21 protein-coding genes are annotated in these 22,471 nt (G+C 60.5%); 14 read left to right on the top strand and 7 right to left on the bottom strand.

What is annotated here, in order from left to right; genetic code table 11:
* Nucleotides 1-6: 6 nt before the first annotated feature.
* From FGL86_RS17155 to FGL86_RS17145, 3 genes are read right to left on the bottom strand one after another with little or no spacing between them, the layout of a single operon-like run.
* Entirely contained in the window at nt 7-1,674 is a 1,668-nt protein-coding gene (locus FGL86_RS17155; RefSeq protein WP_186764530.1) for an ABC transporter permease, read from the bottom strand.
* A 34-nt stretch (nt 1,675-1,708) separates the two neighbouring features.
* Complete coding sequence (locus tag FGL86_RS17150) at nt 1,709-2,956, bottom strand: ABC transporter substrate-binding protein (protein WP_425468300.1); 1,248 nt, start codon at nt 2,954-2,956, stop codon at nt 1,709-1,711.
* A 21-nt stretch (nt 2,957-2,977) separates the two neighbouring features.
* Nucleotides 2,978-4,102: a phosphotransferase gene (locus FGL86_RS17145; RefSeq protein ID WP_246131680.1), complete on the bottom strand. Its 1,125-nt coding sequence runs from the start codon at nt 4,100-4,102 to the stop codon at nt 2,978-2,980.
* 149 nt (nt 4,103-4,251) lie between these two features.
* Between FGL86_RS17145 and FGL86_RS17140 the strand changes: the two genes are divergently transcribed.
* Nucleotides 4,252-4,938: a cytochrome c peroxidase gene (locus tag FGL86_RS17140; RefSeq protein ID WP_147185899.1), complete on the top strand. Its 687-nt coding sequence runs from the start codon at nt 4,252-4,254 to the stop codon at nt 4,936-4,938.
* 7 nt (nt 4,939-4,945) lie between these two features.
* Nucleotides 4,946-5,653, top strand: coding sequence for a DUF6969 family protein (locus tag FGL86_RS17135; protein ID WP_147185898.1), 708 nt, complete (start codon nt 4,946-4,948; stop codon nt 5,651-5,653).
* Here the strand turns inward: FGL86_RS17135 and FGL86_RS17130 are convergent.
* On the bottom strand, nt 5,650-6,054 hold the full coding sequence (locus FGL86_RS17130) for a VOC family protein (protein ID WP_147185897.1): 405 nt from the start codon (nt 6,052-6,054) through the stop codon (nt 5,650-5,652). The two genes, FGL86_RS17135 and FGL86_RS17130, sit on opposite strands and share 4 nt — an antisense overlap.
* Before the next feature lie 111 nt (nt 6,055-6,165).
* Between FGL86_RS17130 and FGL86_RS17125 the strand changes: the two genes are divergently transcribed.
* The 11 genes from FGL86_RS17125 (at nt 6,166) to mdoH (ending at nt 19,064) form a co-directional block, all read left to right on the top strand.
* Nucleotides 6,166-6,480 (top strand): putative quinol monooxygenase, encoded by a 315-nt coding sequence (locus FGL86_RS17125; protein WP_147185896.1) that lies wholly within the window; start codon nt 6,166-6,168, stop codon nt 6,478-6,480.
* Between the two features lie 89 nt (nt 6,481-6,569).
* Nucleotides 6,570-8,234 carry a DUF748 domain-containing protein gene (locus tag FGL86_RS17120; protein ID WP_147185895.1) on the top strand — a complete coding sequence of 555 codons (1,665 nt, stop codon included), beginning with the start codon at nt 6,570-6,572 and terminating at the stop codon, nt 8,232-8,234.
* A 114-nt stretch (nt 8,235-8,348) separates the two neighbouring features.
* On the top strand, nt 8,349-9,878 hold the full coding sequence (locus FGL86_RS17115) for an NfeD family protein (RefSeq protein ID WP_246131679.1): 1,530 nt from the start codon (nt 8,349-8,351) through the stop codon (nt 9,876-9,878).
* A 23-nt stretch (nt 9,879-9,901) separates the two neighbouring features.
* Nucleotides 9,902-10,801, top strand: coding sequence for a slipin family protein (locus tag FGL86_RS17110; protein ID WP_147185894.1), 900 nt, complete (start codon nt 9,902-9,904; stop codon nt 10,799-10,801).
* A gap of 71 nt (nt 10,802-10,872) precedes the next feature.
* Nucleotides 10,873-11,790 carry a DMT family transporter gene (locus FGL86_RS17105; RefSeq protein ID WP_222433769.1) on the top strand — a complete coding sequence of 306 codons (918 nt, stop codon included), beginning with the start codon at nt 10,873-10,875 and terminating at the stop codon, nt 11,788-11,790.
* A gap of 117 nt (nt 11,791-11,907) precedes the next feature.
* Nucleotides 11,908-13,398 (top strand): SulP family inorganic anion transporter, encoded by a 1,491-nt coding sequence (locus FGL86_RS17100; RefSeq protein WP_147185893.1) that lies wholly within the window; start codon nt 11,908-11,910, stop codon nt 13,396-13,398.
* 232 nt (nt 13,399-13,630) lie between these two features.
* Entirely contained in the window at nt 13,631-14,485 is an 855-nt protein-coding gene (locus tag FGL86_RS17095) for a universal stress protein (RefSeq protein ID WP_147185892.1), read from the top strand.
* Between the two features lie 52 nt (nt 14,486-14,537).
* Complete coding sequence (locus tag FGL86_RS17090) at nt 14,538-14,819, top strand: DUF503 domain-containing protein (RefSeq protein ID WP_147185891.1); 282 nt, start codon at nt 14,538-14,540, stop codon at nt 14,817-14,819.
* Between the two features lie 38 nt (nt 14,820-14,857).
* Complete coding sequence (locus tag FGL86_RS17085) at nt 14,858-15,217, top strand: RidA family protein (RefSeq protein WP_147185890.1); 360 nt, start codon at nt 14,858-14,860, stop codon at nt 15,215-15,217.
* A 215-nt stretch (nt 15,218-15,432) separates the two neighbouring features.
* Nucleotides 15,433-17,151, top strand: coding sequence for an OpgD/OpgG family glucan biosynthesis protein (locus FGL86_RS17080; protein WP_147185889.1), 1,719 nt, complete (start codon nt 15,433-15,435; stop codon nt 17,149-17,151).
* The gene (gene mdoH / locus FGL86_RS17075; protein ID WP_147185888.1) at nt 17,124-19,064 is read left to right on the top strand and encodes a glucans biosynthesis glucosyltransferase MdoH; all 1,941 of its coding nucleotides are present in this window, start codon (nt 17,124-17,126) and stop codon (nt 19,062-19,064) included. The genes FGL86_RS17080 and mdoH overlap by 28 nt, the downstream gene beginning before the upstream one ends.
* A 22-nt stretch (nt 19,065-19,086) precedes the next feature.
* Here the strand turns inward: mdoH and FGL86_RS17070 are convergent, their stop codons facing one another.
* From FGL86_RS17070 to FGL86_RS17060, 3 genes are all read right to left on the bottom strand, one after another.
* A complete protein-coding gene (locus FGL86_RS17070; protein ID WP_186764436.1) occupies nt 19,087-19,962 on the bottom strand; it encodes an aldo/keto reductase in 876 nt (291 codons plus the stop codon).
* Between the two features lie 2 nt (nt 19,963-19,964).
* Nucleotides 19,965-20,861, bottom strand: a complete 897-nt coding sequence (locus tag FGL86_RS17065; protein ID WP_147185887.1) for a D-hexose-6-phosphate mutarotase — start codon at nt 20,859-20,861, stop codon at nt 19,965-19,967.
* 143 nt (nt 20,862-21,004) lie between these two features.
* A complete protein-coding gene (locus FGL86_RS17060; RefSeq protein WP_147185886.1) occupies nt 21,005-21,400 on the bottom strand; it encodes a YkvA family protein in 396 nt (131 codons plus the stop codon).
* 98 nt (nt 21,401-21,498) lie between these two features.
* Between FGL86_RS17060 and FGL86_RS17055 the strand changes: the two genes are divergently transcribed.
* Nucleotides 21,499-21,942, top strand: coding sequence for a DUF7282 domain-containing protein (locus FGL86_RS17055; protein ID WP_147185885.1), 444 nt, complete (start codon nt 21,499-21,501; stop codon nt 21,940-21,942).
* Nucleotides 21,943-22,471: the final 529 nt, after the last annotated feature.

Below are 22,471 nucleotides of genomic sequence, written 5' to 3'. Positions count from 1 at the left end.
TTCATCTCAATGAGTCAGCAGTCCACGGCGTCGGCGTAGCAATAGTCGGGGCAGACCAAGGGCCAGGGCAAAACCCAAGGCCGGCAGCAGCAGTTGCAGTAGCGCATAGACCGCGGCGATGCGTCGGTCGCTGCCGCTGGCCAGGCTCACCGCCTCCAGAGTCAGGGTGGTGACCCGGCCGGCGCCCAGCAGCAGGGTCGGCAGATATTGCCCGACGCTCACCGCCATGCCTACGGCGCCGGCGATCATGATCGGCACCGTCAGCATCGGCAGGCGCACCCGCCAGAAGATCGCCGCCGGCCCTCGGCCCAGGCTGGCGGCCATCTGTTCCCAGCGCGGGTCGAGGCGTCGATAGCTTTCCGCCAGGGACAGGAAGACATAGGGCAGCACGAAAAGCAGATGGCCGAAGATGACCGCGGGTAACGCCGTATCGATACCCAGCTGCACCTGCAGCTGTACCAGGCCGAACAGGAAGGCCACCGGCGGCACCAGCAGCGGCAGGTAAAGCACCACCTGGGCCCAGGGGCGCATCGGGATTCGGCGCTGGGTTTCCACCTCCAGACAGCCCACCACCAGCATCAGAGAGGCGAAGGTGGCCGCGAAGGCGATCAAGGCGGAGTCGAGCAGGGCGTGCCAGGCGCCGGGCAAGGCACGCCACCAGTTGAGGGCGGTGAGCGGCCGGGGCCAGACCTGAGGAAAAGGCCAGTAGGCGGCCAGGGACCACAGCATCAGGCCAATCAGGCTCGCCAGTAGAAGTAGAATCGTCAAGCCGGTAAGGGCGCCGCCGAGGATCGCCAGGGAACCCTCCGCGAGCTGACGCCTGCCGTCGATCAGCCGGCCGCGACTCAGGCGACGAACAAGACTCTCCCCCAGCCACCAGAGCCCCAGCGCCGCCAGCGTTACCCCAAGCTGGGTCAGTGCCGCCGCGGAAGCCATGAAGCGCATGGCCAGATCCGGGTCGTGGAGCCAGCGCACCACCGCCACCGCTAGGGTCGGCGGAGTGGAGGGGCCAAGGATCAGCGCCACGTCCACGTTGGCGCTGGCGAAGGCGATCACCGCGTAGATCGGCAAGCGGATCAGCGGGTAGAGCCCCGGCAGCACCGCCTTGAAGAAGGCCGCCAGCGGCGCGTAACCCAGGGAGCGGGCCAGGGCAAGGCGCTCCTGGGCCTGACACTGGGGCAGCGCCGCCAGGCTCATCAGCAGCAAAAAAGGCACCTCCTTGATCACCAGGCCCAGAATCAGGGCAAGCCCCATATCATCACCGGGAAAGAGGTAATCCGGCGGATACTGCCAGCCGCTCAGCCAGGGGGATACCAGACGACTGGCAAGTCCCGAGGGCGCCAGCAGAAAGGCCAGGCCGATGGCTGCCGCCGCGTGAGGCACCGCCAGCAGCGGTGAGAGCAGCCGGCGTACGCGTTCGAACCAGCGGCTGTGCAGGAAAGCGCCGATAAATAGCATGACGATAATAAGCGCCGCTAGCGCGCTGGCTAGCCCGGTCACCAGGCTCAGGCGGATCATCGTCATCAGGCCGGGGGCGTTGAACAGCGCCTGCCAGTGGCTAAGGCCGAGGGCGTTTCCTCCCAGGGCCGGCAGCCAGCCGAAGGCCGGGGCGACGACCCCGGCCAACCCGCCGGCGATGGGCAGGATCAGCAGCGCGATGGTCAGCCAGGGCACCCAGCGAATTACGCCTGCGAAACCTTCCGTCGGCTTAGCGGTTGCCGTAACGGGCTTGCCAGGCCTGCTCGAGGCGCTCCATCCAACTGGGGTGCGGCTCCGCCAGGGTCGTCGCCAGGGCTTGCGGGTCCAGGGCGGCAGGATTTTCGTGATCATCGCGGAAGGCTTCTCGTTGCGCGGAGTCGAGGGTGGTCATGTCGAGCACGCTGGGGTCGCCCCAGACCTGGAGATCCTGCTTGCGCGCCTGGGCCTCGGGAGAGAGCAGGAAATTGGCGGTGACCAGGGCCCCGGCCTTGTGGCCGGCGTTGAAGGGAATCGCCAGGAAGTGCACGTTGCCCAGGGTGCCGCCTTCCAGCACATAGCTGCGGGTGCTGAGCGGCAGCTCGAAATTCGCCACCGCCGCCGCCGGGGCGGAAGGATTGAAGGTGAAGGCCAGGCTGAGTTCGCCGTCCCCCATCAGGCGGCGCAGCTCCGGGCCGCTGGCGGGGAAGTGGCGGCCTCGGCGCCAAAGATCAGGGTGCAGGGCATCAAGGTAGTCCCACAAGGGAGCGGTGACGGCGGCGAAGTCGGCGTCTTCCACGGGCTGGTAGAGAGGCCCGGTATCTTCCGCTAGCGCCAGCAACGCCTGCTTGAGAAAGCTGCTGCCGGTAAAATCCGGTATCAGCGGGTAGGTGAAGCGACCCCGATGTGCTTTCGTCCAGCTCAAGAGCTCCAGCATGTTGCGAGGCGGCTCGTTCACTCGGGCGCTGTCGTAGTAGAAGGTGAGCTGCGCCTTGCCCCAGGGCGCTTCCAAGCCTTCCACCGGCACGGTGAAGTCTTCGCGTATCTCCGGATGTGCCTCAGGATTGGTCAGGGCGAAGTTGGGCAGCGCCTGGGTGAAGGGGCCGAAGAGCAGGGCGTTTTCCTTCATGGCGGCGAAGTTCTCGCCGTTGATCCAGATTAGATCGATACTGCCTTCGGCATCGTTGCCGGCGGATTTTTCCGCGAGCACCCGAGATACCGCCGAGGCGGTGTCATTGAGCTTGACGTGCACCAGCTCGATATCCTGTTCTTCCGCCAGGCGCTTCGCCGCCCAGGTGATATAGGCGTTGGTGCGGGTATCGCCGCCCCAGGCGTTCCAGTACACCGTCTGGCCTCGGGCTTCGCCCTCGATGGTTTCCCAGTCGTCGAGTTCCATCGCCTGGGCGCCCAGTGGAATCATCGCCAGTATCAGAGCCAGTCGCTTGAAACCAGTCATAGTCTTGAAGCGATCCAATGTCTCAAAGCGAAAGAGTCGCGGCATAGATGGTTTTCCTTGGTTTTTTCAATCAAGAAGATCGCGCCGGGCCAGTTCATGCCATTCCTTGCGGACTCGGGTGACGATTTGCGGCGACAGATAGTGGTCGACACGATCGCGTACATGATCGATCAACGCCGGATCGCTGAGTTCCGCCGACCAGTCCTCGCCGCCGGCTCCTTCGTCTCGTCGGCGGCGATACTTTGATCGCCATTTGGCGCACCAGGTCACCGACCACAGCCACATGGCGCGCCGGCACTGTAGCAGGCCTTGGGGGTCGAGATATTCGCGGTGGTTCCCTATGGCCTTGACCCACTCGCGATAGAGGGCATGTACTTCATCGACGCTCAACTCCGCATAGGTGCGCGTATCCCAGGTGGTGGAGGTGTAGAGGCTGGCATGGGCGAGATCCAGTCCCGGCAGGCTGTAGCGGCACTTTTCCAGGTCCACCAATATTGCCCGGCCTTGCGGGTCGATCAGGAAATTCCCCGGATGAGCATCGAAGCTGATCAGCGCCTTGGCGGTCGTCGGTTGCGTCTCCACCCAGGCGCTGAGTTCAGCGAGTTCTTTCTGCAACTGACCGAGGGTATCGTCGTCCAGTCCGGCCTGGGGCAGAAACGCCGCCTGATGACTTACTTCCTCGAGCATATCCCCCCAGGGCGACACTGGATCGAGAAGTGGGGCGCGTTCTTCCGGCGAGGGAAGAGGTAGGCGGTGCAGGCTGGCCAACGCGTGAGCGATGGCGGTGAGATCCTCAGGTAATCGAGGAGCGTGACCTTGAACGGCGGCGATCACCAGACCCCCGCGGGGTAGCGATTCCTCAGGCGGTAAGACAGCACCCAGGGAAGGCGTATGGCCGCTTGCCGCTGCCCGTTCGAAGCAGCAGGCCTGATAGCTCAGGTTGGCCTTGGCATCGAGATCCAGCTGGCTCTGCTTGGGCAGCCGGGCCACCCAGTCCGCTTGATCGTCTCGGCGAGCCTTCAGCCAGATATGATCGTGGGCAAGCCCGGTATCCGCCATGGGCGTCAATACCCTATCGCCGAAACCGGCGGCCGTTAGTGCGGTACGCAGCCCCGGCCATTCGTCTTCTCTGGTCGACTGGATGGGTGTCGCTATCTTGTTCATTACGGTGATATCGCACTTGTCGATCAATGATTCTTCTTCTTGGTGGCCGGCTTGGCCCGATCCTTACAAATTCGCGGTCTTATGTAATGTACGCCGTCTTTCCTCGACCAAGTAGAACGCCATCCTGCAACAACAAGGCGTGCAACGACAACGATCCTGACGCCCGGAGAGCCATCATGAACCTGACGAAACACGGTAACCCGCGTGCAAAGGCCACGCTGACCGGCGCCTTGCTGGCGCTAGGCCTGGCCGGCGCGGCCCAAGCCATCGCTCAGTGCGGCGCCAATCCTTGCGCCGCCAAGAAATCCGGCGCCATGCAGGAGCAACATGACGATCCCTGCGCGGCGAAGGATCCTTGTGCATGGAAAAATCCCTGCGCCACGAAAAAACCCTGTGCAACTAAGAATCCCTGCGCCACGAAAAATCCCTGTGCCGAAAAGAATCCGTGCGCAATGAAGAATCCCTGTGCCACCAAGAACCCTTGCGCGGTCAAACGGCCTGCGGACTACACGCCTTCCTATGCGGAGTCCGGTGACAATCCGCAGGAGTTGATCACTCAGGGTCGAACCCTGTTTCAGGACACTAGCCTGAGCGGCAACGGCATGAGCTGCGCGAGCTGCCACGGGGTCGAACAGGACGAGGCGTATCAGGCGACCTTCGAGCGGCCGTTTCCTCATCCGGTAGCCATGGGCAAGAATCTTTACGGCATGAACGAGGTACACGCGGATGAAATGGTGCAGATCTGCATGCTCAATCCCATGGCGGCGCAGCCTTTCGCCTGGGAGTCCAATCAATTGAGCGCGCTTTCCGCCTATGTGGTGGAAGTACAGAAGCGCTTTGCCGGTCAATCCTATGACCTCTAGCGTCCCTATGAACTCTAGCATCGAGACGCCGCGACTCGACTGCTATTCCAAAGCCGCCTTGGCCGATATGGTCAAGGCGGCCCGGGAAGCCTTGAACTGCCAGCGGGTATTGCACAAGGCAGGACTCAATCTGGTGGGAGAAATCCTCAAGGGCCAGGGAGATTTCGTCGAGCTGGATCATTACCCGCGAGACGACGTCTATGACGCGGATAGCGGTAGCCAGTACTACTACCATGCCCACCGCGAGGGCGAGCACGGGCACTTTCACCTGTTCGGAAGGCCGGCGGAAGCCAATCGGCCCGGCCAGGTGAAGGCTGCCACCCATCTGGTCGCCGTTTCCATGGACGCCTGGGGCAAGCCCATCGCCTTGTTTACCACCAATCGCTGGGTGACCGCGGAGCATTGGCGCCCCGCGCCGGAAACCCTCGCCCTGGCGGAGCGCTTCGAGATCGATCACGCCTGGCCTTCCTGGCCGGTCAACCGCTGGCTGGGCGCCATGCTGCGCTGCTATCGACCCTACCTCGAGGTGTTGCTCGCGCATCGTGATCAGGAAATTCAGCGCTTGAAACGAGAGGATTCGAATATCTTCGAGGACCGGCGGATCGAGGTGATCGGACAGCTACCTGTCGCCCTGCCGGCCTGGGCCCGTTCTCTCGAACAGGCCCTCTCTCGAATGGATCGCGCGAAACAGCAGTCGGTGATTGACGGCAGTTAACGCAGGGTCTGGCCGGAAACGCAGGGATGGTAAAGCGGCTGCACGCTGTTGCCGTCCGGGTCCAGGCAGTAGAAGCTGCGACCGCCGTCGCCGTGATCGTGAGGTTCGCTGGTGACCGTCACGCCCTGGGCCTTGAGGTAGTCGTGCCAGGCGTCCACATCTTCCTTCTTGTCGACGATGAAACCGAAATGATCCAGCCGCTGCGGGTCGCCGCCGGTGTCCTGCTTGGCGCGGCTCAGGGAAAAGTTGTCGTTGCCCAGAGTCAGGTAGACCAGATCCTCATGAGCGCGACGCAGCAGCGACATGCCCAGCAGTTCGGTATAGAAGCGTTCACAGGCTTCCAAGTCCTGTACCTGCAAGGCGATATGGCGCATACCGTTCAAGGGGGTAGGGCGTTGCATAAGCGATCTCTCGTTTTTGAAGTTGGGGATTGTTGCGGCGATAATTTTATTGGAAAATATTTCCATAAAACGTGTTGCCAGCAAGTATAAACGTCAATCCGAGGAATCGCCATGTACTGCATCATTGTCAAGACACAGCTCAAGACCGGCAAGCTGGAGGAGTTTCTCGAAGCCATGCTGCCCAACGCCGCGGCTTCCGTGCGTGAAGAACCCGGCTGCCATGTCTTCGATGTATTGGAAGATCGCGACAATCCGGATCTGGTCTATCTCTACGAAATCTACACCGACGAACAGGCGCTGGCGGCGCACAAGACCACCGATCATTACAAGGCCAGCCGGGAAGTGGTCAATCCCTTGATCGCCGAGCAAAGCGTGATTCGCGCGGACGTGCTGGCCACGGATCCTACCTCTCGTCCATTGAAATAACTCATGTTCGCTGTTGTGGTATGTCATGCGGCGAGAGGACGGTCCGGCTGCCAAGCTGAGGATTGATCTCTCATGCAGGGCATCGCGCCATGACAGCAAAATCTCATTCAGCCAAGGGCTGGTTTATTGCCCTGGGCATTCTTGTCATTTTGGCACTACTGATAACAGTCACCTGGCTGTGGCTGCTGCCTTACTTCATCGAAAAGCGCCTGGTGGAAACCTTCTCTTCCCTTACTGGACGTGAGGTGACCATCAAGCAGGTATCGATCGATCCCTTCGATGCCCAGGTCACCCTCGATCAGCTGCGTATCGCCGGTGAGAAAGATCAGCCGGTGCTGGCCAGTGAAACGGTTATCGCCAGGCTGCAATGGCGCTCGCTGTGGGAATCCGGCTGGTGGCTGGATTCCCTGATGCTGAAAGAACCGCGCCTGCGGTTGATTCGTCGGCAAGATGGCAACTGGAACCTGGTACGGCTATTTGCCGGCGACGAGGACACTTCCCAAGGCAAGACGCCGATTCGTATCGCGCGTATCGAGGTTCACCAGGGGGAACTCGATCTGGTGAATCGGCGCCTTCCGGATCCGGTCACGCTCACCTTGAGCGCGATCCGGATGAGCGCCAAGAACTACGATAACACCAACGATCAGCCCTTTACGCTGGAAGGTCGGGCGGATTGGAACGGCGGCACCTTGAGCGCTCAGGGTGAGATGGGCCTTGCTCCCTGGACACTGAACCTCGACTTCACTATCGACCAGGTGCCGCTGACCACCCTATCCGGCTACTTTAATAGTGTAATGCAGGCCAGGATGACCAAAGGGACGCTAGCAGCGGAACTCAATCTGAGGGCCGGGCGTGCCGGCGATGGCGCTACTCAAGTACAGGGCGAGGGCAGTGTTACCGATGCGGTGCTTTCCTATCCGGACAAGCAGCAGCCCTTGGCCAGGGTCACGCAGCTTGACGTCGCCGGCCTGAATTTCGATAGCGGCGCGAAAACCCTGGAGATCCAGCGTATCGCTTTGGATGCTCCCTGGACGGAAGTCATCATCGATAAAGACCTCAAGACCAATCTCGATGCCTGGCGGCCACCGCAGCAAGAAGGCGGTTCCCAAGACGCGGGGCTCAGTTATTCCATTGATGAAATCGGCCTGAATGACGGCAGTCTGGTGTTCGCGGACCGTCATCTTTCCCAGCCGTTCAATCTCGAATTCTCCCAGCTAGGCGGAGCCTGGAAAAATCTCGATTCCGATGGTTCAGATGAAAGCCGGATCGATCTTCAGGGGCGAGTCGCCGAGGATAGTCCGCTGCGAATACAAGGCAGCTTCGATCCGCTGGGCGAAGCCGTCGAGGGCGATCTGCAGATGCATTTCGAAACGCTGAATCTGGCAACGTTTTCTCCCTACGTGCGGCGTTTTGGCGGTTACGCCATCGACCAGGGCCGAATGACGCTACAGCTCGACCATCGCATTGAAAAGGGGCGCCTGATCACGGAAAACCATGTGGAACTGCGGCGTATCGAGCTGGGGGAAAAGGTCGAGGATTCCGCAGGCGGCCTGCCGATGCGTACCCTGATCGACATATTGCAAAGTGACGATGGGGTAATCGAGCTCGATGTACCCATGACGTTGCCGCTGGACAATCCTTCGGCGGTGGAAATCGGCAAGGTAATGGACGACGCTATTGAAGAAGCCTTGGAAAACGCCTTGTCGTCACCGGTGGAGACGTTATCGGAAGCCACGGGTATCGGAGATGAGTAGATAACGTCATGGGCGGATATTGGGCTTATGCATGAATAGTACATTCCATCGATAGCGTACAACATTTGCTTGGTCTTGCGGTCATACAACAAACGGCTTGAAAGCGAGACTAACGTGTCGAGTTCATATTCAATTCTATTCTCGAAGCGCTCTGTACTCTGGCTGCTATTTCTACTGGCCGGTCTGGCGCTCGCGCTCATTGCCGGCGCTCAAGAGAAGTCTCGGCAGGCTCTGCTGATGACGATCGACGGTGCCATCGGCCCGGCCACCAGCGATTATTTTCAGCGTGGCATGGCAATGGCGAAAGAAAGCGATGCGGAACTCGTCGTCGTGGAACTGGATACCCCCGGCGGCCTGGACGCCTCGATGCGCGACATGATCGGCGCCATACTAGGATCGGAAGTGCCTGTGGCCTTCTACGTTTACCCCGGCGGCTCTCGGGCCGCCAGTGCCGGCACCTATCTTCTCTATGCCAGTCATGTTGCCGCCATGGCCCCCTCGACCCACCTCGGCGCGGCGACCCCGGTGCAGCTAGGGGGAGGTGGTTTTCCTGGTGGTGGGGACGATAATCAAGACAAGGCACCGCAGCAAGAAGAAAGCTCGGAAGAAGCGGATGCCGCCAAACAAGACGATGATGAAACTAGCGAAAACGAAACCGCCGAAGGTGGCGATGAACAGAAAACAAGCGAAGAGGCCGACGACAAGCGTCGTGGCGAGACCGCCATGGAACGCAAGGTGCTGGAAGACGCGGTGGCCTATATCCGCAGCCTGGCCAATCGGCATGATCGCAACGCGGACTGGGCGGAACTGGCAGTGCGGGAAGGTCGCACCCTGACCGCTCAGGAGGCCTTGGAAAAGAATGTGATCGACGTGATCGCCGGCGATCTCGACAGTCTCTTCGTCGAGATGGACGGCATGGAAGTGGTGATGGCAAGCGGCACCCGAACTCTCGACACCGCTAATCTGACCGTCGAACGATTCGATCCGGACTGGCGTACCGAACTGCTGGCCATCATCACCGATCCCAACGTCGCCTATTTTCTGATGATCATCGGCTTCTACGGACTGATCTTCGAGCTGGCCAACCCGGGCAGCCTGGTGCCGGGCACCATCGGTTTGATCTGTCTGCTGCTGGCGCTCTTCGCGTTTCAAGTGCTGCCGATCAACTATGCGGGGCTTGCGCTCATTCTGGCGGGGCTCGGCTTGATCGTCGGCGAGGCGCTCATGCCGAGTTTCGGCATCTTGGGCATCGGCGGCATCGTCGCTTTCGTGATCGGATCGGTGATTCTAATGGACGCGGATAACTTGAGTATCTCTTTACCGCTGATCGCCGGCGTGGCCCTGGTGGCAGCGGCGTTGATGCTGTGGGTCGTGGTGCGTTTCGTCGGCCTGCATAAAAAGCCTTCGCAAACCGGCCAGGAAGAACTTCTGGACTCCCAGGCCTGGGCGCTGGAGGATTTCGAGTCCAGCGGCCATGTACGCCTGCGGGGCGAGCGCTGGCGGGCCCGGACATCGCAACCCGTGCGCGAGGGTCAGGCGGTGAGAGTGACCGCCATCGATGGCTTGACCGTCGAAGTGGAACCTCTGGAACCCAGCGAACTGCGACGCCGCCGCAATCAGCGTGAATTCGAAGTCAGACGATAATATTACCCCCGAGGAGAAGTTCGATGATGCTTTCCTATCTCGTGCCTATCGTATTGGTCCTGCTGCTATTGGCGGCCTCGATTCGTATATTGCCGGAGTACAAGCGCGGTGTGGTGTTCTTCCTGGGGCGCTTTCAGAGCGTCAAGGGACCGGGGCTGATCCTTATCATTCCCTTCGTGCAGAAGATGCAGGTGGTGGATCTGCGGATAATCACCATGGATGTGCCGGAACAGGACGTGATCTCTCGAGACAACGTCACCGTCAAGGTCAACGCGGTGCTGTATTTTCGCGTAGTGGACCCGGAGAAGGCGATCATCCAGGTGGAACATTATGTGATTGCCACCAGCCAGCTGGCACAGACCACGCTGCGCTCCGTGCTGGGCAAGCATGATCTGGACGAAATGCTTTCCGAACGGGACAAGCTCAACAACGATATCCAGGAAATCATTGATAGCATGTCCGAGGAATGGGGCATCAAGGTGGCCAACGTGGAAATCAAGCACGTGGATCTCGATGAGAGCATGATTCGCGCCATCGCTCGTCAGGCGGAAGCGGAGCGTGAGCGCCGGGCCAAGGTGATTCACGCGGAAGGCGAACTGCAGGCCTCGGAAAAACTGGTGCAGGCGGCCAATGTGCTGTCAGAAAATGCGGCGGCATTACACTTGCGCTACCTGCAGACCATGGCGGATATGGGCAGCAATAAGGCTGCAACGATCATGATGTTTCCCATGCCCATGGATCTGCTGGAGGCGTTTCGCCATCTCGGCGGGGCCAAGGGCGGTGGGGATGGCAAGCCACCAAGCGCGAAGCCTTTTGGTGGGCCGGGCGCTTCCACGCCGCCATCCACCACCCAGGACAACATTCCCGGAGGCTCGCGTCTCGATATGCCTTCCTCTGGCGACGAACCGCGAGGCGATGCCTGATCTGAAGAGGAAGAGCTTGCTTTATCGTGATGCCATGGCCAATCTTAAATGTTTGATTGGTCGAGGTCGTCTTGTCAACTAGCAAAGCAACACCTGCGCTTTCCCGCCGTCAGAGAGGGCTTTTGATCACCGCAGCGGGGCCCCTGATCATTTCCCCGGATGCCCTGCTGATCAAGCTGATCGACCTGCCGGACAGCCAGATGCTGTTCTGGCGGGGCCTTCTGACGGCGCTGGGGTTCTTCATCATCGTGGTGCTGCGTAGCGGCCGCCGGACCCTGACGGTCTTTCGTCGTTGCGGCCTGGTGGGGCTTGGGGTGGCGGGGCTTTTCACCCTGTCCAACTTCGGCTTCGTGCTGGGCAATCATTACACCAAGGGCGGCAACGTGCTGATGATCCTGGCCGGAGCGCCCTTGATCGCCGCGCTCCTGTCGCGCTTCTTTCTGCATGAGCGCCTGCCCCTGCGCACCTGGCTCGCCATCGGTCTGTGTCTTTTCGGTACCTCCCTGATCGTCTTCGACGATGCGGGCGCCGGCTCTTGGATAGGCAACGGTTTCGCCCTGCTGGCGGCGCTTTCCCTGGCGGCCAATTTCACTCTTTGCCGTACCCGCCCGGGAGTGGACATGAGTCCGATGCTGGTGCTGGCAGGGTTGATGGTGGCGCTGTTGTCGCCTTGGCTTACCAGCGGCGGCTGGGCGCTGCCGGATGCAGATCAGGCCAAGTACTTGATTCTGCTGTGTCTGATCCTGATTCCCATCGGCTTTACCTTGATTCAGCGCGGGCCGCTTTATCTTCCTGCCGCGGAAGTCAGCCTGCTGTTTCTGCTGGAAACCGTGGTCGGCACCCTCTGGGTCTGGTGGCTGCTCGACGAGCGGCCCTCGAATCTGGCCTTCTTCGGCGGCGCTCTGGTGATCGGCACGCTGCTGATCAAGGCGTTGATTGAGCGACACCTGGAGCGACGCCGAGTCGTGGCGATGCACTCTCTTAACTGATAGACTCCGCGCTCCCATTTATTCCCTTGTTCACGCCTTTTCCCGGCGTCGTCTGACGTCGCGGTGTGTCGTGTCATGCTTTCAAGGCGCGACAGGCGCTTTCGACGGGACCTCTTTATGATCCGATCAATCAAGCAGGACTGGTTTTCCAATATCAGGGGCGATGTGCTGTCCGGCATCGTGGTGGCCTTGGCGCTGATTCCCGAGGCCATCGCTTTCTCGATCATCGCCGGGGTCGATCCCAAGGTAGGGCTTTACGCGTCCTTCTGTATCGCGGTGATTATCGCTTTCACCGGCGGGCGTCCGGGGATGATTTCCGCCGCCACCGGGGCCATGGCGCTGCTCATGGTTACTCTGGTGAGGGAGCACGGGCTGGAATATCTGTTCGCCGCCACCCTGCTGACCGGTGTGCTGCAAATCGGCGCGGGCTATCTGCGCCTGGCCAACCTGATGCGTTTCGTGTCTCGCTCCGTGGTCACCGGTTTCGTCAATGCCCTGGCGATCCTGATCTTCATGGCCCAGCTTCCGGAGTTGACCAATGTGACCTGGCACGTCTATGCGATGACCGCCGCGGGGCTTGGCATCATCTATCTGTTTCCGCTCCTGCCGGTGATCGGCAAGTCCCTGCCGTCGCCGCTGGTGTGCATTCTGGTGCTGACCGCGGTGTACCTGCTCACCGGCATGGAGATTCGCACCGTGGGAGACATGGGTGAACTGCCGGATACCCTGCCGGTCTTCCTGTGGCCGGACGTACCGCTGAATCTGGAAACCCTCAAGATCATCTTTCCCTACGCGGTGATGCTCAGCGTGGTGGGACTGCTGGAATCCATGATGACCGCCACCATCATCGACGACCTGACGGATACCAGGAGCGACAAGAACCGCGAGTGCAAGGGCCAAGGCATCGCCAATATCGGCGCCGGCCTGCTCGGCGGCATGGCAGGCTGCGCGATGATCGGCCAGTCGGTGATCAACATCAAATCCGGCGGACGCACCCGGCTTTCCGCCCTGGTGGCTGGGGTCGTGCTGCTGATATTGGTGGTATTTCTCTCGGACTGGGTGTCACGGATCCCCATGGCGGCTTTGGTGGCGGTGATGATCATGGTTTCCATCGGTACCTTCAGCTGGGCCTCGATTCGCGATCTCGGGAAGCATCCGATGTCCACCAACGTGGTCATGATCGCCACGGTCGCCGTGGTGGTGGCGACTCATAACCTGGCCATTGGCGTGTTCGTCGGCGTGCTGATCGCCGCCATCAACTTCGCCAACAAGGTGGGTCGGGTGCTGTACATCGGCTCGGAAAGTCTTGATGAAGGACGGGGTCGTCATTACCGGGTGGTAGGCCAGGTATTCTTCGCCTCTGCCCAACGCTTCGGCGAGTCTTTCGACTTCAAGGAGAGCATCCAGCGGGTCGTGATTGACGTTTCCCGGGCGCATTTCTGGGACATCACCGCAGTGGAAGCCCTTGATCGGGTGGTGATCAAGTTCCGCCGGGAAGGCACGGAAGTCGAGGTGATCGGCCTCAACGAAGCCAGCGCCACCATCGTCGATCGTTTCGCGGTTCACGATAAGCCGGAAGCGGTGGAGAAATTGATGAGCGGCCACTAAAAAACTGCCCACGATCTACTGCACTCGGTGATACGGCGTTGAAACCGATCTCGAGCGCGAGTCCGATCAAAATACTCATTTACTACTTGTAAACTCGCGTGCGAGCCTAGTCCGCTTTTTCGATCGATTTCGCCTTGACTGGGCGTCCCCGTCTCACCATCGTTGGTAACGATCGTGAACTAGTTTTTAGAGATATTGAGACATTAAAGTTTGCCAAGCAGGACACAGTGATATGACCGAACAGGTAATGGCCGCCATCGACGGCTCCCGATTCTCCGAGACGGTATGCGACTGCGCGGCCTGGGCCAGCCTGGCGCTGGACGCGCCCTTGACCTTCCTACACGTGGTGGACAATCACCCCCAGGTCGCGGAAGCGGACTTGTCCGGCAATATCGGCCTGGGCTCCCGGGAGCATCTGCTCGAGGAGCTGGCCAGCCTGGACGAGAAACGCGCGCGCATTGCTCAGGAGCAGGGGCGCCTGATGCTGGAAGCCGCCAAGGCTCGGGCTATCGAGGATGGCGTCAGTGACCCGATGATTCGTCAGCGCAACGGCGAACTGGTGGAAACCCTGACGGAGCTCGAACCGGAGATGCGTCTGCTGGTGATCGGCAAGCGCGGGGAAAGCGCCCACAAGGCCAGCGAGCATCTGGGGTCGAATCTGGAGCGGGTAGTCAGGAGTCTGCATCGCCCGATCCTGATAGTGCCGGACCAGTTTACCCGGCCCAGCGCGGTGATGATCGCCTTCGACGGAAGCCAAACCACCCGTAAGGGCGTGGAGATGATCGCCGCAAGTCCGCTGTTCAAGGGAATTGCTTGTCATGTGGTGATCGTCGGCGCGGAAACCGCGGATAATCGTTCCCAGCTTGAATGGGCGCTGAAAACCCTGCGAGACGCCAATATCGAAGCCTTCGGCGAGATTCGTGCCGGCGAGGTGGAAAAGACCCTGCATACCTACCAGCAGGAGCATGATATCGACCTGCTGGTGATGGGCGCCTACGGACATTCGCGGATTCGTCGTCTCCTGGTGGGCAGTACCACCACCAGCATGTTGCGTCGAACCACGATACCGGTATTGTTACTGCGCTAGCAGTCAGTCTATCGAGCTTATCGCCCTCGACGGACGATCGGAGGAGACGAATATGCATATCGGCATCTTGACCCTGACATTTTCCCTGCCCGGGTGTGGCTCCCTGAAGGAAAAGCGTCAGCGCATGGGGGGCATGCATGAGCGTTTCGGTCGTAACCCGGCGGTAGCCGTCTGCGAGAGCGCCGAGCGCGACAGGCTCGACACCAGCGAATGGTCCTTTGTGGTGGTTGCCATTTCGTTACGCCAGGTCGAGTCGCTGTGCAGCGAGATCGAGGACAAGGTACAGCGCACCGTCGATGGCCGCGTGTCGAAAGCCACTCGGGAGCTGCTCTAGCATTTTTTATACCAATATCATTCAAGGAGTTATCGATCATGACTATTCAGCGCCACGATACCAAGACCCGCATGAGCCGCGCGGTGATCCATAACGGCGTCGCCTGGCTGTGCGGCCAGGTGCCCGGCCCGGAGGCTCGCCAAGGAGACATCGTTGAGCAGACCCACAGCATGCTGGCGCGGGTCGACGCACTGCTCGAGGAAATCGGCTCGGATCGCGAGCACCTGCTGTCGGCGACCATCTATCTCAAGGATGGCGGCGACGTGGCGGCCATGAACGAGATCTGGGATGCCTGGGTGCCGGAAGGCCATGCGCCGGCGCGTACCTGCGTCTGCGCGTCCCTGCCCGCGGAAGAGCTCAAGATCGAAATCACCGTGACAGCACTGGTCAAAGGCTGAAACCGGGGTCACGCTGAGTCTTTCGGCGTGACGCCTTGTTGACCAATGAGGAATATAAATACCTGATAATCAATTTTCCGATCCGAAAGGACCCCGAGGATTGGTCACTACATAAAAGATAGGCCTCTATATACTGGTTCCTAATGGCACCGAATCGTGAAAAATAACGCGAGCGTGCGCAGGGAAGAACATTGATCAGTAGATGAGGATTCATAATGACTCTCTGGCACTACCTGGGCGTGGTGGCTGCGAGCCTAGGCATCAGCCTAGCGCAAGCTGCCCCGCAAACGTTCGTCGATACCGCGCCGATAGCGGATATCCTGCCCGAGAGCGTCGCGCCGGATAGCAATACGGCAACCGAAGCTGCTGAAGACAAGACCATCCCCACCCTGTCAGCCGCCAGCGTGGCGGCGGCGGGCAAGGTGGCCGATCAGCCCTGGACGCCGGACAGGCTCTATCAGCACGTGATCGACAAGGCGCAGACGCTTGCCGGCGAGGATTATCGCCCGCAGGACGAGGCGCTGCCTGTCGCCCTGCGCGAAATGAGCTACGACGACTATCGCAACATCCGCTTTCGTCAGGAGCAGGCCCTGTGGAAGGACGCGGGACTTTTCGAGGTTCAGTTCTTTCATCCAGGGTTCTTGTACAAGGTGCCGGTGGAAATCACCCTGGATGAGGACAATCGGCTTGAGCCATTGCCCTTCGATACCCAGATGTTCCGCTACGAAGGCGAGTCGCAGGACGTCAAGCAGGCACTGAGCGAAAAGAACGCAAGCACTCGAGGTTTCGCGGGGTTTCGCCTGCACTATCCCCTCAACACCCCGGATTACAAGGACGAGGTCGTGTCCTTCCTTGGTGCTTCCTATTTTCGTCCCATTGGACGCGGTCAGATATACGGCCTTTCCGCTCGCGGACTAGCGGTGAATACCGCGACCCCGGAAGGTGAGGAGTTTCCTGCCTTCCGCGCCTTCTGGCTGATGAAACCGGCGCCGGACGCCTCGCGGATAACCCTGATGGCACTGCTGGATAGCCCTTCGGTCACCGGCGCCTATCGCTTCGATTTCGATATCGGTGAGAACACCGTCGCCGAGGTGCAGGCTCGCCTGTTCGCTCGCCAGGATGTCAAAAAGCTTGGCGCCGCGCCATTGACCAGCATGTTCCTGCACGGCGAGAACAGCGTGAAGAAACCGGACGATTTTCGCCCGGAGGTTCACGATTCCGATGGTCTGCTGGTGCACACCGCCGAAGACCAGTGGATCTGGCGCCCGCTCTCCAATCCTCGCGAACTCAACGTGACCCAGCTGCGGGATCGATCTCCCCAAGGATTCGGTCTGATGCAGCGAGATCGGAATTTCGAGCATTATCAGGATATGGAAGCCAATTATCATCGCCGCCCCAGCCTGTGGGTCGAGCCCCTGGAGGGTGACTGGGAAGAAGGCGGCGTGGAACTTGTCGAAATCCCCACCAAGGCGGAGATCCACGACAATATCGCCGCCTACTGGGTGCCCGACAAGCCGCTCAAGAAGGGTGAAACCCGCTACTTCCGCTATCGCCTCTCGACGCTCGATAACCAACCTCGAGCCATGCAGGTGGCTCGCGTGGTGAGAACCCGCAGCGGCTGGGGCGCCACGCCGGGCAGGCAGAATCAGCCTTCCCATGAGGCGCTGCGTCACTTCATCGTGGACTTTCGCGGTGGTGAGCTGGCGGGGCTCGATTCCTCCCAGCCGGTGCAGGCGCAGTTGAACTCGTCCACCGGAGAAGTCAGCCAGGTCAAGGTGACCAAGCTGCCGGACGAACGTACCTGGCGCGCCTCTTTCAAGCTGGCGCCGGAAGGCGACAAGGTGGCGGACATGCAGCTTCATCTGTCCCTGCGTGACAAGCCGTTATCGGAAACCTGGAGCTATTTATGGAATCCCAAGGGCCACGCTTTTTGAGACTGCGCCAACTCGTTTTTTTTATCCTGGTAGTCCTGAGCAGTTATCAGGGCGTCTACATGATGTTCGACATTCTACGCGCCAACGGCCTCAATCTGACGGAAATGGCGATACTGGTGCTGTTCGCGATCATGTTCATCTGGCTGGTGGTGTCGTTCTGGAACGGCATCGCCGGGTTTCTGGTGGTCGCCTTCAAGCGTGACCCCTGGTCCTTGAAACGGGAGCAGCCCCTGTCCGAGCGTCTCGATACCTCACGCCCGGTCGCGTTGCTGATGCCGGTGTACAACGAGGATACCGCCGGGGTGATCGCCGGGCTCGAGGCGACCTGTCTCTCGTTGATCGATACCGGCAAGGCGGAGGCCTTCGATGTCTATCTTCTCAGCGACAGCACGGATCCCGAGATCGCCGAGGCAGAGCGCCGGGCCGCTCTGGCCCTACGCCGTCGCCTGGCGCCACATCTGACGCTTTACTACCGTCACCGCAAGAACAATGTCGGACGCAAGGTGGGCAACCTGGCGGACTTCTGCCGCCGCTGGGGTAAGCGCTATGAAAGCATGGTGATCATCGATGCGGACAGCGTGATGGGCGGGCGTACCCTGGTGCGCCTGGCGGCCACCATGCAGGCGGACCCGCGGCTGGGTCTGCTGCAGACGGTGCCGCTGCCGGTACGCTCGCGCACCCTGTTCGGGCGTTTCCTGCAGTTCGCCGCCACCCTGTACAGCCCCATGCTGGCGGCGGGGCAGAGCGCCTGGCAAGGCGGTACCGCCAACTACTGGGGGCACAACGCCATCATCCGGGTAAAGGCTTTCGCGGAGCAGTGCGGCTTGCCTACCTTGCCCGGCAAGCCGCCCCTGGGCGGCGATATCCTCAGCCACGACTTCGTTGAGGCGGCCATGCTGCGCCGAGGCGGCTGGCGAGTTCGCCTGCATGCCGGCATCGAGGACAGCTACGAGGGCTTGCCCAGCAACCTGATCGAATTCGCCAAGCGCGACCGGCGCTGGTGTCAGGGGAATCTGCAGCATCTGCGCCTGGTGTTCGCCTCCGGGCTGCACTGGATCAATCGTCTGCATTTCGTGTTCGGCGCCCTGGCCTATGCGGCGTCGCTGCTGTGGCTGTGCATGCTGGCGCTGAGCACCGTGGACGCGCTGAGGCGTGCCATCATGCCGGTGGAATTCTTCAACGAAGGCTATCAGCTGTTTCCGGAGTGGCCGCAATCCCGAGTGCTGATGATTGCCTCGCTGCTGGTGATTACCGTGCTGCTGCTGGTGCTGCCCAAGTTTCTGGGTTTCGTTATCGCCCTGTTCCAGCGCCCCCGCGAGTTCGGCGGCGGTGTGAAGCTGTTTCTGAGCGCCACGCTGGAAATCGCCTTTTCCATCCTGATCGCGCCCTTGATGATGGCATTTCACGCCTGGTTCGTGCTCAGCGTGCTGCTGGGTCGCACGGTTTCCTGGAGCTCCCAGGCTCGAGAAGGGCGTCTGGTTCCCTGGCGGGAGGCCCTGCGACGTACCGCCTTCATTACTCTGGTGGGGTTTCTCTGGGGCGCGCTCAGCTACATTTACGCGCCGCTGTTCTTCTGGTGGCTCTCGCCGGTACTGCTGGGCATGGTCATCGCCGCTCCCCTGGTGCGTTTTACCAGCAGTCTCGTCGTCGGCGACTGGCTTCGGCGACACGGCCTGCTGTGCATTCCCGCGGAAATCGCGCCGCCGAAGGTATTGGATTACCTGGCGGAGCTGGAGCGCCAGCCCGAGCAGACCTTGGGACAGCTTGCTGAGGGCACGCCAGAAGACGAGGACGGACGAGACATGCTGCTGCCGGAGAAAGAGTATCCGCTGCACATGCCCATCCAATCCCTGTCCGCCCCCTGGGGATTGGGCGGCTCACGTCCCGTGGAGGTGGAGCACAGCAGCGACTAGCGGCGGCGCGTGGACGGCGCGTCTAGAACACGCGCTGGCTGCGTGCCTCTTCCAAAAGAGCAAACCAGGTAGAGCGATCCAGGGCGAGGCAGGCACCGCTCAGCAGTTCATCGATACGGCTTTCCCGCAGGGTGCCCATCACCGGTACCGGGCGACCGGGCAGGCCACGCAGCCAGGCCAGGGCGAGCCCGGCGGAACTGGTATCGAAATCCACGGATAGCCGCGACAGGGATTCCCCCAGCACGTCTTCGAAGACCACGCCCCCACCCAAGGGCGACCAGGCCATGGGCTGCTGGCCGTCGCCGATCATGGCATCGAACAGGCCGTTGAAAAGCGGTTCCGGATAGGCCAGGGAAAGCTTCAGCTGATGGCCCACCAGGCGGTGATGCATCGCCGCCTGCAGCCGTCGCCACTGTTCCGGCAGGAAATTGGCGACGCCGGCGGCGCCGATCTTGCCGGCTTCGATGGCGTCATCCAGCATCCGACCGGTGGCCTCCGCGTCCATCAGCGGGTCCGCTCGATGCAGCAGGAAATGATCCAGCCTTTCGATGCCCAGGCGTTTCAGCGCATTGTCGATGGCAGCGCTCAAATGCCCCGGTGAGCTGTCGTAATGCTTGACGGACAGCGCGGAAGGATCCCGCTGGGGGGGAATGACCCCCGCCTTGCTGACCACATGAACACGCGAGCGCAGCGCCGGGCGCAGCTTGATGGCATCGCCGAACAAGGATTCGCCCTGACCGTCGCCATAGATATCTGCGTGATCGAACCAGTTGAGCCCCTGATCCAGCCGGGCTTCGATCCAGTCCGCCATCGCCCCGGGGGAATGCAGTTCCTCGTATTCGTGCAGGCGCATCATGCCGAGCAGAAAAGGCGTGTCGATCAGCGGCTCGTCGATCATCGTCAGGGCTCCGTGGTGGGGTGGGTATCACAGGATAGCGTAGTGCCCAATAAATGCTGAGCCCCGGGCACCAGCCATACCGGGTCGAGCCGGGTGCAGGCGGCTTCTACGCAGAGAAAGTGTGCCGCGGCATCAGCGGACGTATCTTTCGGCAAGACATCGCCGGGGTGCCAGACTACCGTGGAATCGCTGCCCTGCTTGGCGATGCGCAGACGACGTTCGCCGTCGTCCAGCACCAGTTCGCGATTGGATTCAAAGATGCGATCGATGGCCCCGCGCACCCCCACCTCGCCTTGCTGGACCCCTTCGCTGAAGCCGTGTCGCTTGTCCAGATAGCGCGCCCCGTTGAGCCCTTCGACGCGGCAATCGGCGCTGTTTGCCACCGCCAGATAGCTGTGCAGGGCTCCGGTCAGCTTGATGGGCGTGGTGCCGACATGTTCGGTGACCAACTCCAGATGCAGGCGCTGGGCGTTCGCCTGGATGACAGCCCGGGGAGCGAGCTGCGAATGCAGCGGCTCGCAGGGTGACAGATGCAGCTCGACGCCTTCCTCGTGCTCGTCCACCGCGTCCAGGCGCCAGTCCGCCTTGCGCGCGGTGCCATGAAATGGCCCGGTGCGATCCGGCGACTCGTCCGCGCCGCGCTCGTCGGCGAACCAGGGCCAGCACAAGGGGATCCCGCCGCGAATCGCCCCGGGCAGCGGCGCCGGAGTGGGCGTTACCCACAGCCAACCCTCCGCATCGGATCCACCGGGTCGAAAATGAAGGATTTGCGCACCCTGAAGCGACACCGCAAGCTCACCCCAGGTTTCGTTGGCCAGCCACAGGAGTCGACCCGCCCACTGGGCCTGACGCTGACCTCGGGTGGCATCCAGCAGTTCGCGAAGGGAAGCGGGAATCATGCGATCTCCTCGTTGTTCGATGCGTCGAGTGCACCCGGCAGCCCTATTCAAGAATAGGCGATGAGCCAAGTAGAAATAATCGCATTGTCAGAGCTTATGCGTGCCCTGTCGGCCAATGTTTCCCCTGATGCGCGAATGGCCGTCTACTTCCACCAGCGTTTCAGAGTTTCCCGGGCCTTGCGCTGGTGGGCATCGGTAATATGCAGGGCGACGGTGGCCAGGGCCAGGGTCATCACGCCGATATCGTCCGTGTAGCCGGCGGCGGGAAGCAGATCCGGGATCGCGTCCACCGGCAGAATCCAGTAGCCCAGCGCCGAGTACATGACCTTGCGCGCCCAGCCTGGCGTAGCGGGATCCTTCGCCGCATAGTAAAGCTTCAAGGCATTTTCCAGGCCGGCGCGGCTGCTTTTACGAGAGAAGCGTCGTACCTTGGCCCAGAAGCTTTCTTCCTGATAAAGCGCCTCGTAATCCGCGACTTGCGGGTTGATCGGGGCGGGCAGATAGTCAGCGGTTGGCTGATAGGAATCGTTGTCGCGCATGATATTTCGCCAGGGTGATTTCACAGCTTTTGGCAACGCCTGTCATCAATGATTCCGCTATGATAGAAAAGTAGTCTATGGCTCACAAGGAGTGAGAAATGATGAAAACGAAAAGCTACAGTCTCGCTTTATTGGCGGCTCTGACATTGGCCGCTACGGGAACGGCTATCGCAGATGAAAACAATGCGCCGAGCATGGAAATCCCGCTTCAGCATCCCGGTGGAGACATCACCATAGACAAGGTTGTATCGAATGTGGACGGTTTCGTGGTGGCCCACGAGGCGGACGACGAGGGCAATCCCATAGCACCGAAATCCATCGGTCACACCCAGATAAAAAAAGGGTCTCAGGAACGTGTCGGAATTGTACTGGATAGAGACCTGGACTCCGGCGAAAAGATCTTCGTCATGCTCCACGAAGACACCGGCGAGATCGGTAAGTACGAGTTCGGCCCGGACAACACCGACGTGGATAAACCCGTCATGGTGGACGGCAAGCCATTCATGAAATCCTTCCAGGTCAGCTGGACCGGCGACCACTGACGATCTGGTCCCAGGCCATCGGCTGTCGGCCCCGACGCTAGCCGATGGCACCATCCCCGTTCCATGGCCACCGCCCCCAATGAACCTGGTTCACTTGTGATCCACTTGATCCAGGTCAATACTCTATTCGAATCCCGGAATTCCGGCGCGCTATCCGTGTCGGACTTTTGTCGAGGTTGTTAAAGTTCAACTTTCGTCTTGCAGAGCGTCTTGCATGACCCTGCTGTAAACGAAGGTTACTTCAAGCTATTGTTAGTTAATTAAATATTAGCTTGATATAATATATTGCCGAGTGGAAGACCGCGAAATCGCGTGAACCAGGGGATTTGCAGAACCGGATTCAGGATTAACCTTCTATAGTAAAAGGAGGCAGGATTTTCCGGCATTTCAACCTGACCTGATTTTCGAAAACCGTAGTTGCTGAACGAGCCTGGTTCATAACGAGCGTGGTTAGAATCGGGTAGATCGATTAAAAAGTGACTCGAAAAAATACCGTATTTTGCAAGGCAGGGTACTTTATAAAAAACAG

The sequence above is a fragment of the Pistricoccus aurantiacus genome (assembly GCF_007954585.1).
Taxonomy (GTDB): Bacteria; Pseudomonadota; Gammaproteobacteria; order Pseudomonadales; family Halomonadaceae; genus Pistricoccus; species Pistricoccus aurantiacus.
This window is presented reverse-complemented; position numbering and strand designations above follow the sequence as displayed.

Bases quoted from the DNA above. Each gene is read 5' to 3' on its own strand.
- FGL86_RS17150 (WP_425468300.1), bottom strand. From the start codon at position 2,956: ATGCCGCGACTCTTTCGCTTTGAGACATTGGATCGCTTCAAGACTATG.
- FGL86_RS17140 (WP_147185899.1), top strand. From the start codon at position 4,252: ATGAACCTGACGAAACACGGTAACCCGCGTGCAAAGGCCACGCTGACC.
- FGL86_RS17135 (WP_147185898.1), top strand. From the start codon at position 4,946: ATGAACTCTAGCATCGAGACGCCGCGACTCGACTGCTATTCCAAAGCC.
- FGL86_RS17130 (WP_147185897.1), bottom strand. From the start codon at position 6,054: ATGCAACGCCCTACCCCCTTGAACGGTATGCGCCATATCGCCTTGCAG.
- FGL86_RS17125 (WP_147185896.1), top strand. From the start codon at position 6,166: ATGTACTGCATCATTGTCAAGACACAGCTCAAGACCGGCAAGCTGGAG.
- FGL86_RS17120 (WP_147185895.1), top strand. From the start codon at position 6,570: ATGACAGCAAAATCTCATTCAGCCAAGGGCTGGTTTATTGCCCTGGGC.
- FGL86_RS17110 (WP_147185894.1), top strand. From the start codon at position 9,902: ATGATGCTTTCCTATCTCGTGCCTATCGTATTGGTCCTGCTGCTATTG.
- FGL86_RS17100 (WP_147185893.1), top strand. From the start codon at position 11,908: ATGATCCGATCAATCAAGCAGGACTGGTTTTCCAATATCAGGGGCGAT.
- FGL86_RS17095 (WP_147185892.1), top strand. From the start codon at position 13,631: ATGACCGAACAGGTAATGGCCGCCATCGACGGCTCCCGATTCTCCGAG.
- FGL86_RS17090 (WP_147185891.1), top strand. From the start codon at position 14,538: ATGCATATCGGCATCTTGACCCTGACATTTTCCCTGCCCGGGTGTGGC.
- FGL86_RS17085 (WP_147185890.1), top strand. From the start codon at position 14,858: ATGACTATTCAGCGCCACGATACCAAGACCCGCATGAGCCGCGCGGTG.
- FGL86_RS17080 (WP_147185889.1), top strand. From the start codon at position 15,433: ATGACTCTCTGGCACTACCTGGGCGTGGTGGCTGCGAGCCTAGGCATC.
- mdoH (WP_147185888.1), top strand. From the start codon at position 17,124: ATGGAATCCCAAGGGCCACGCTTTTTGAGACTGCGCCAACTCGTTTTT.
- FGL86_RS17070 (WP_186764436.1), bottom strand. From the start codon at position 19,962: ATGATCGACGAGCCGCTGATCGACACGCCTTTTCTGCTCGGCATGATG.
- FGL86_RS17065 (WP_147185887.1), bottom strand. From the start codon at position 20,861: ATGATTCCCGCTTCCCTTCGCGAACTGCTGGATGCCACCCGAGGTCAG.
- FGL86_RS17060 (WP_147185886.1), bottom strand. From the start codon at position 21,400: ATGCGCGACAACGATTCCTATCAGCCAACCGCTGACTATCTGCCCGCC.
- FGL86_RS17055 (WP_147185885.1), top strand. From the start codon at position 21,499: ATGATGAAAACGAAAAGCTACAGTCTCGCTTTATTGGCGGCTCTGACA.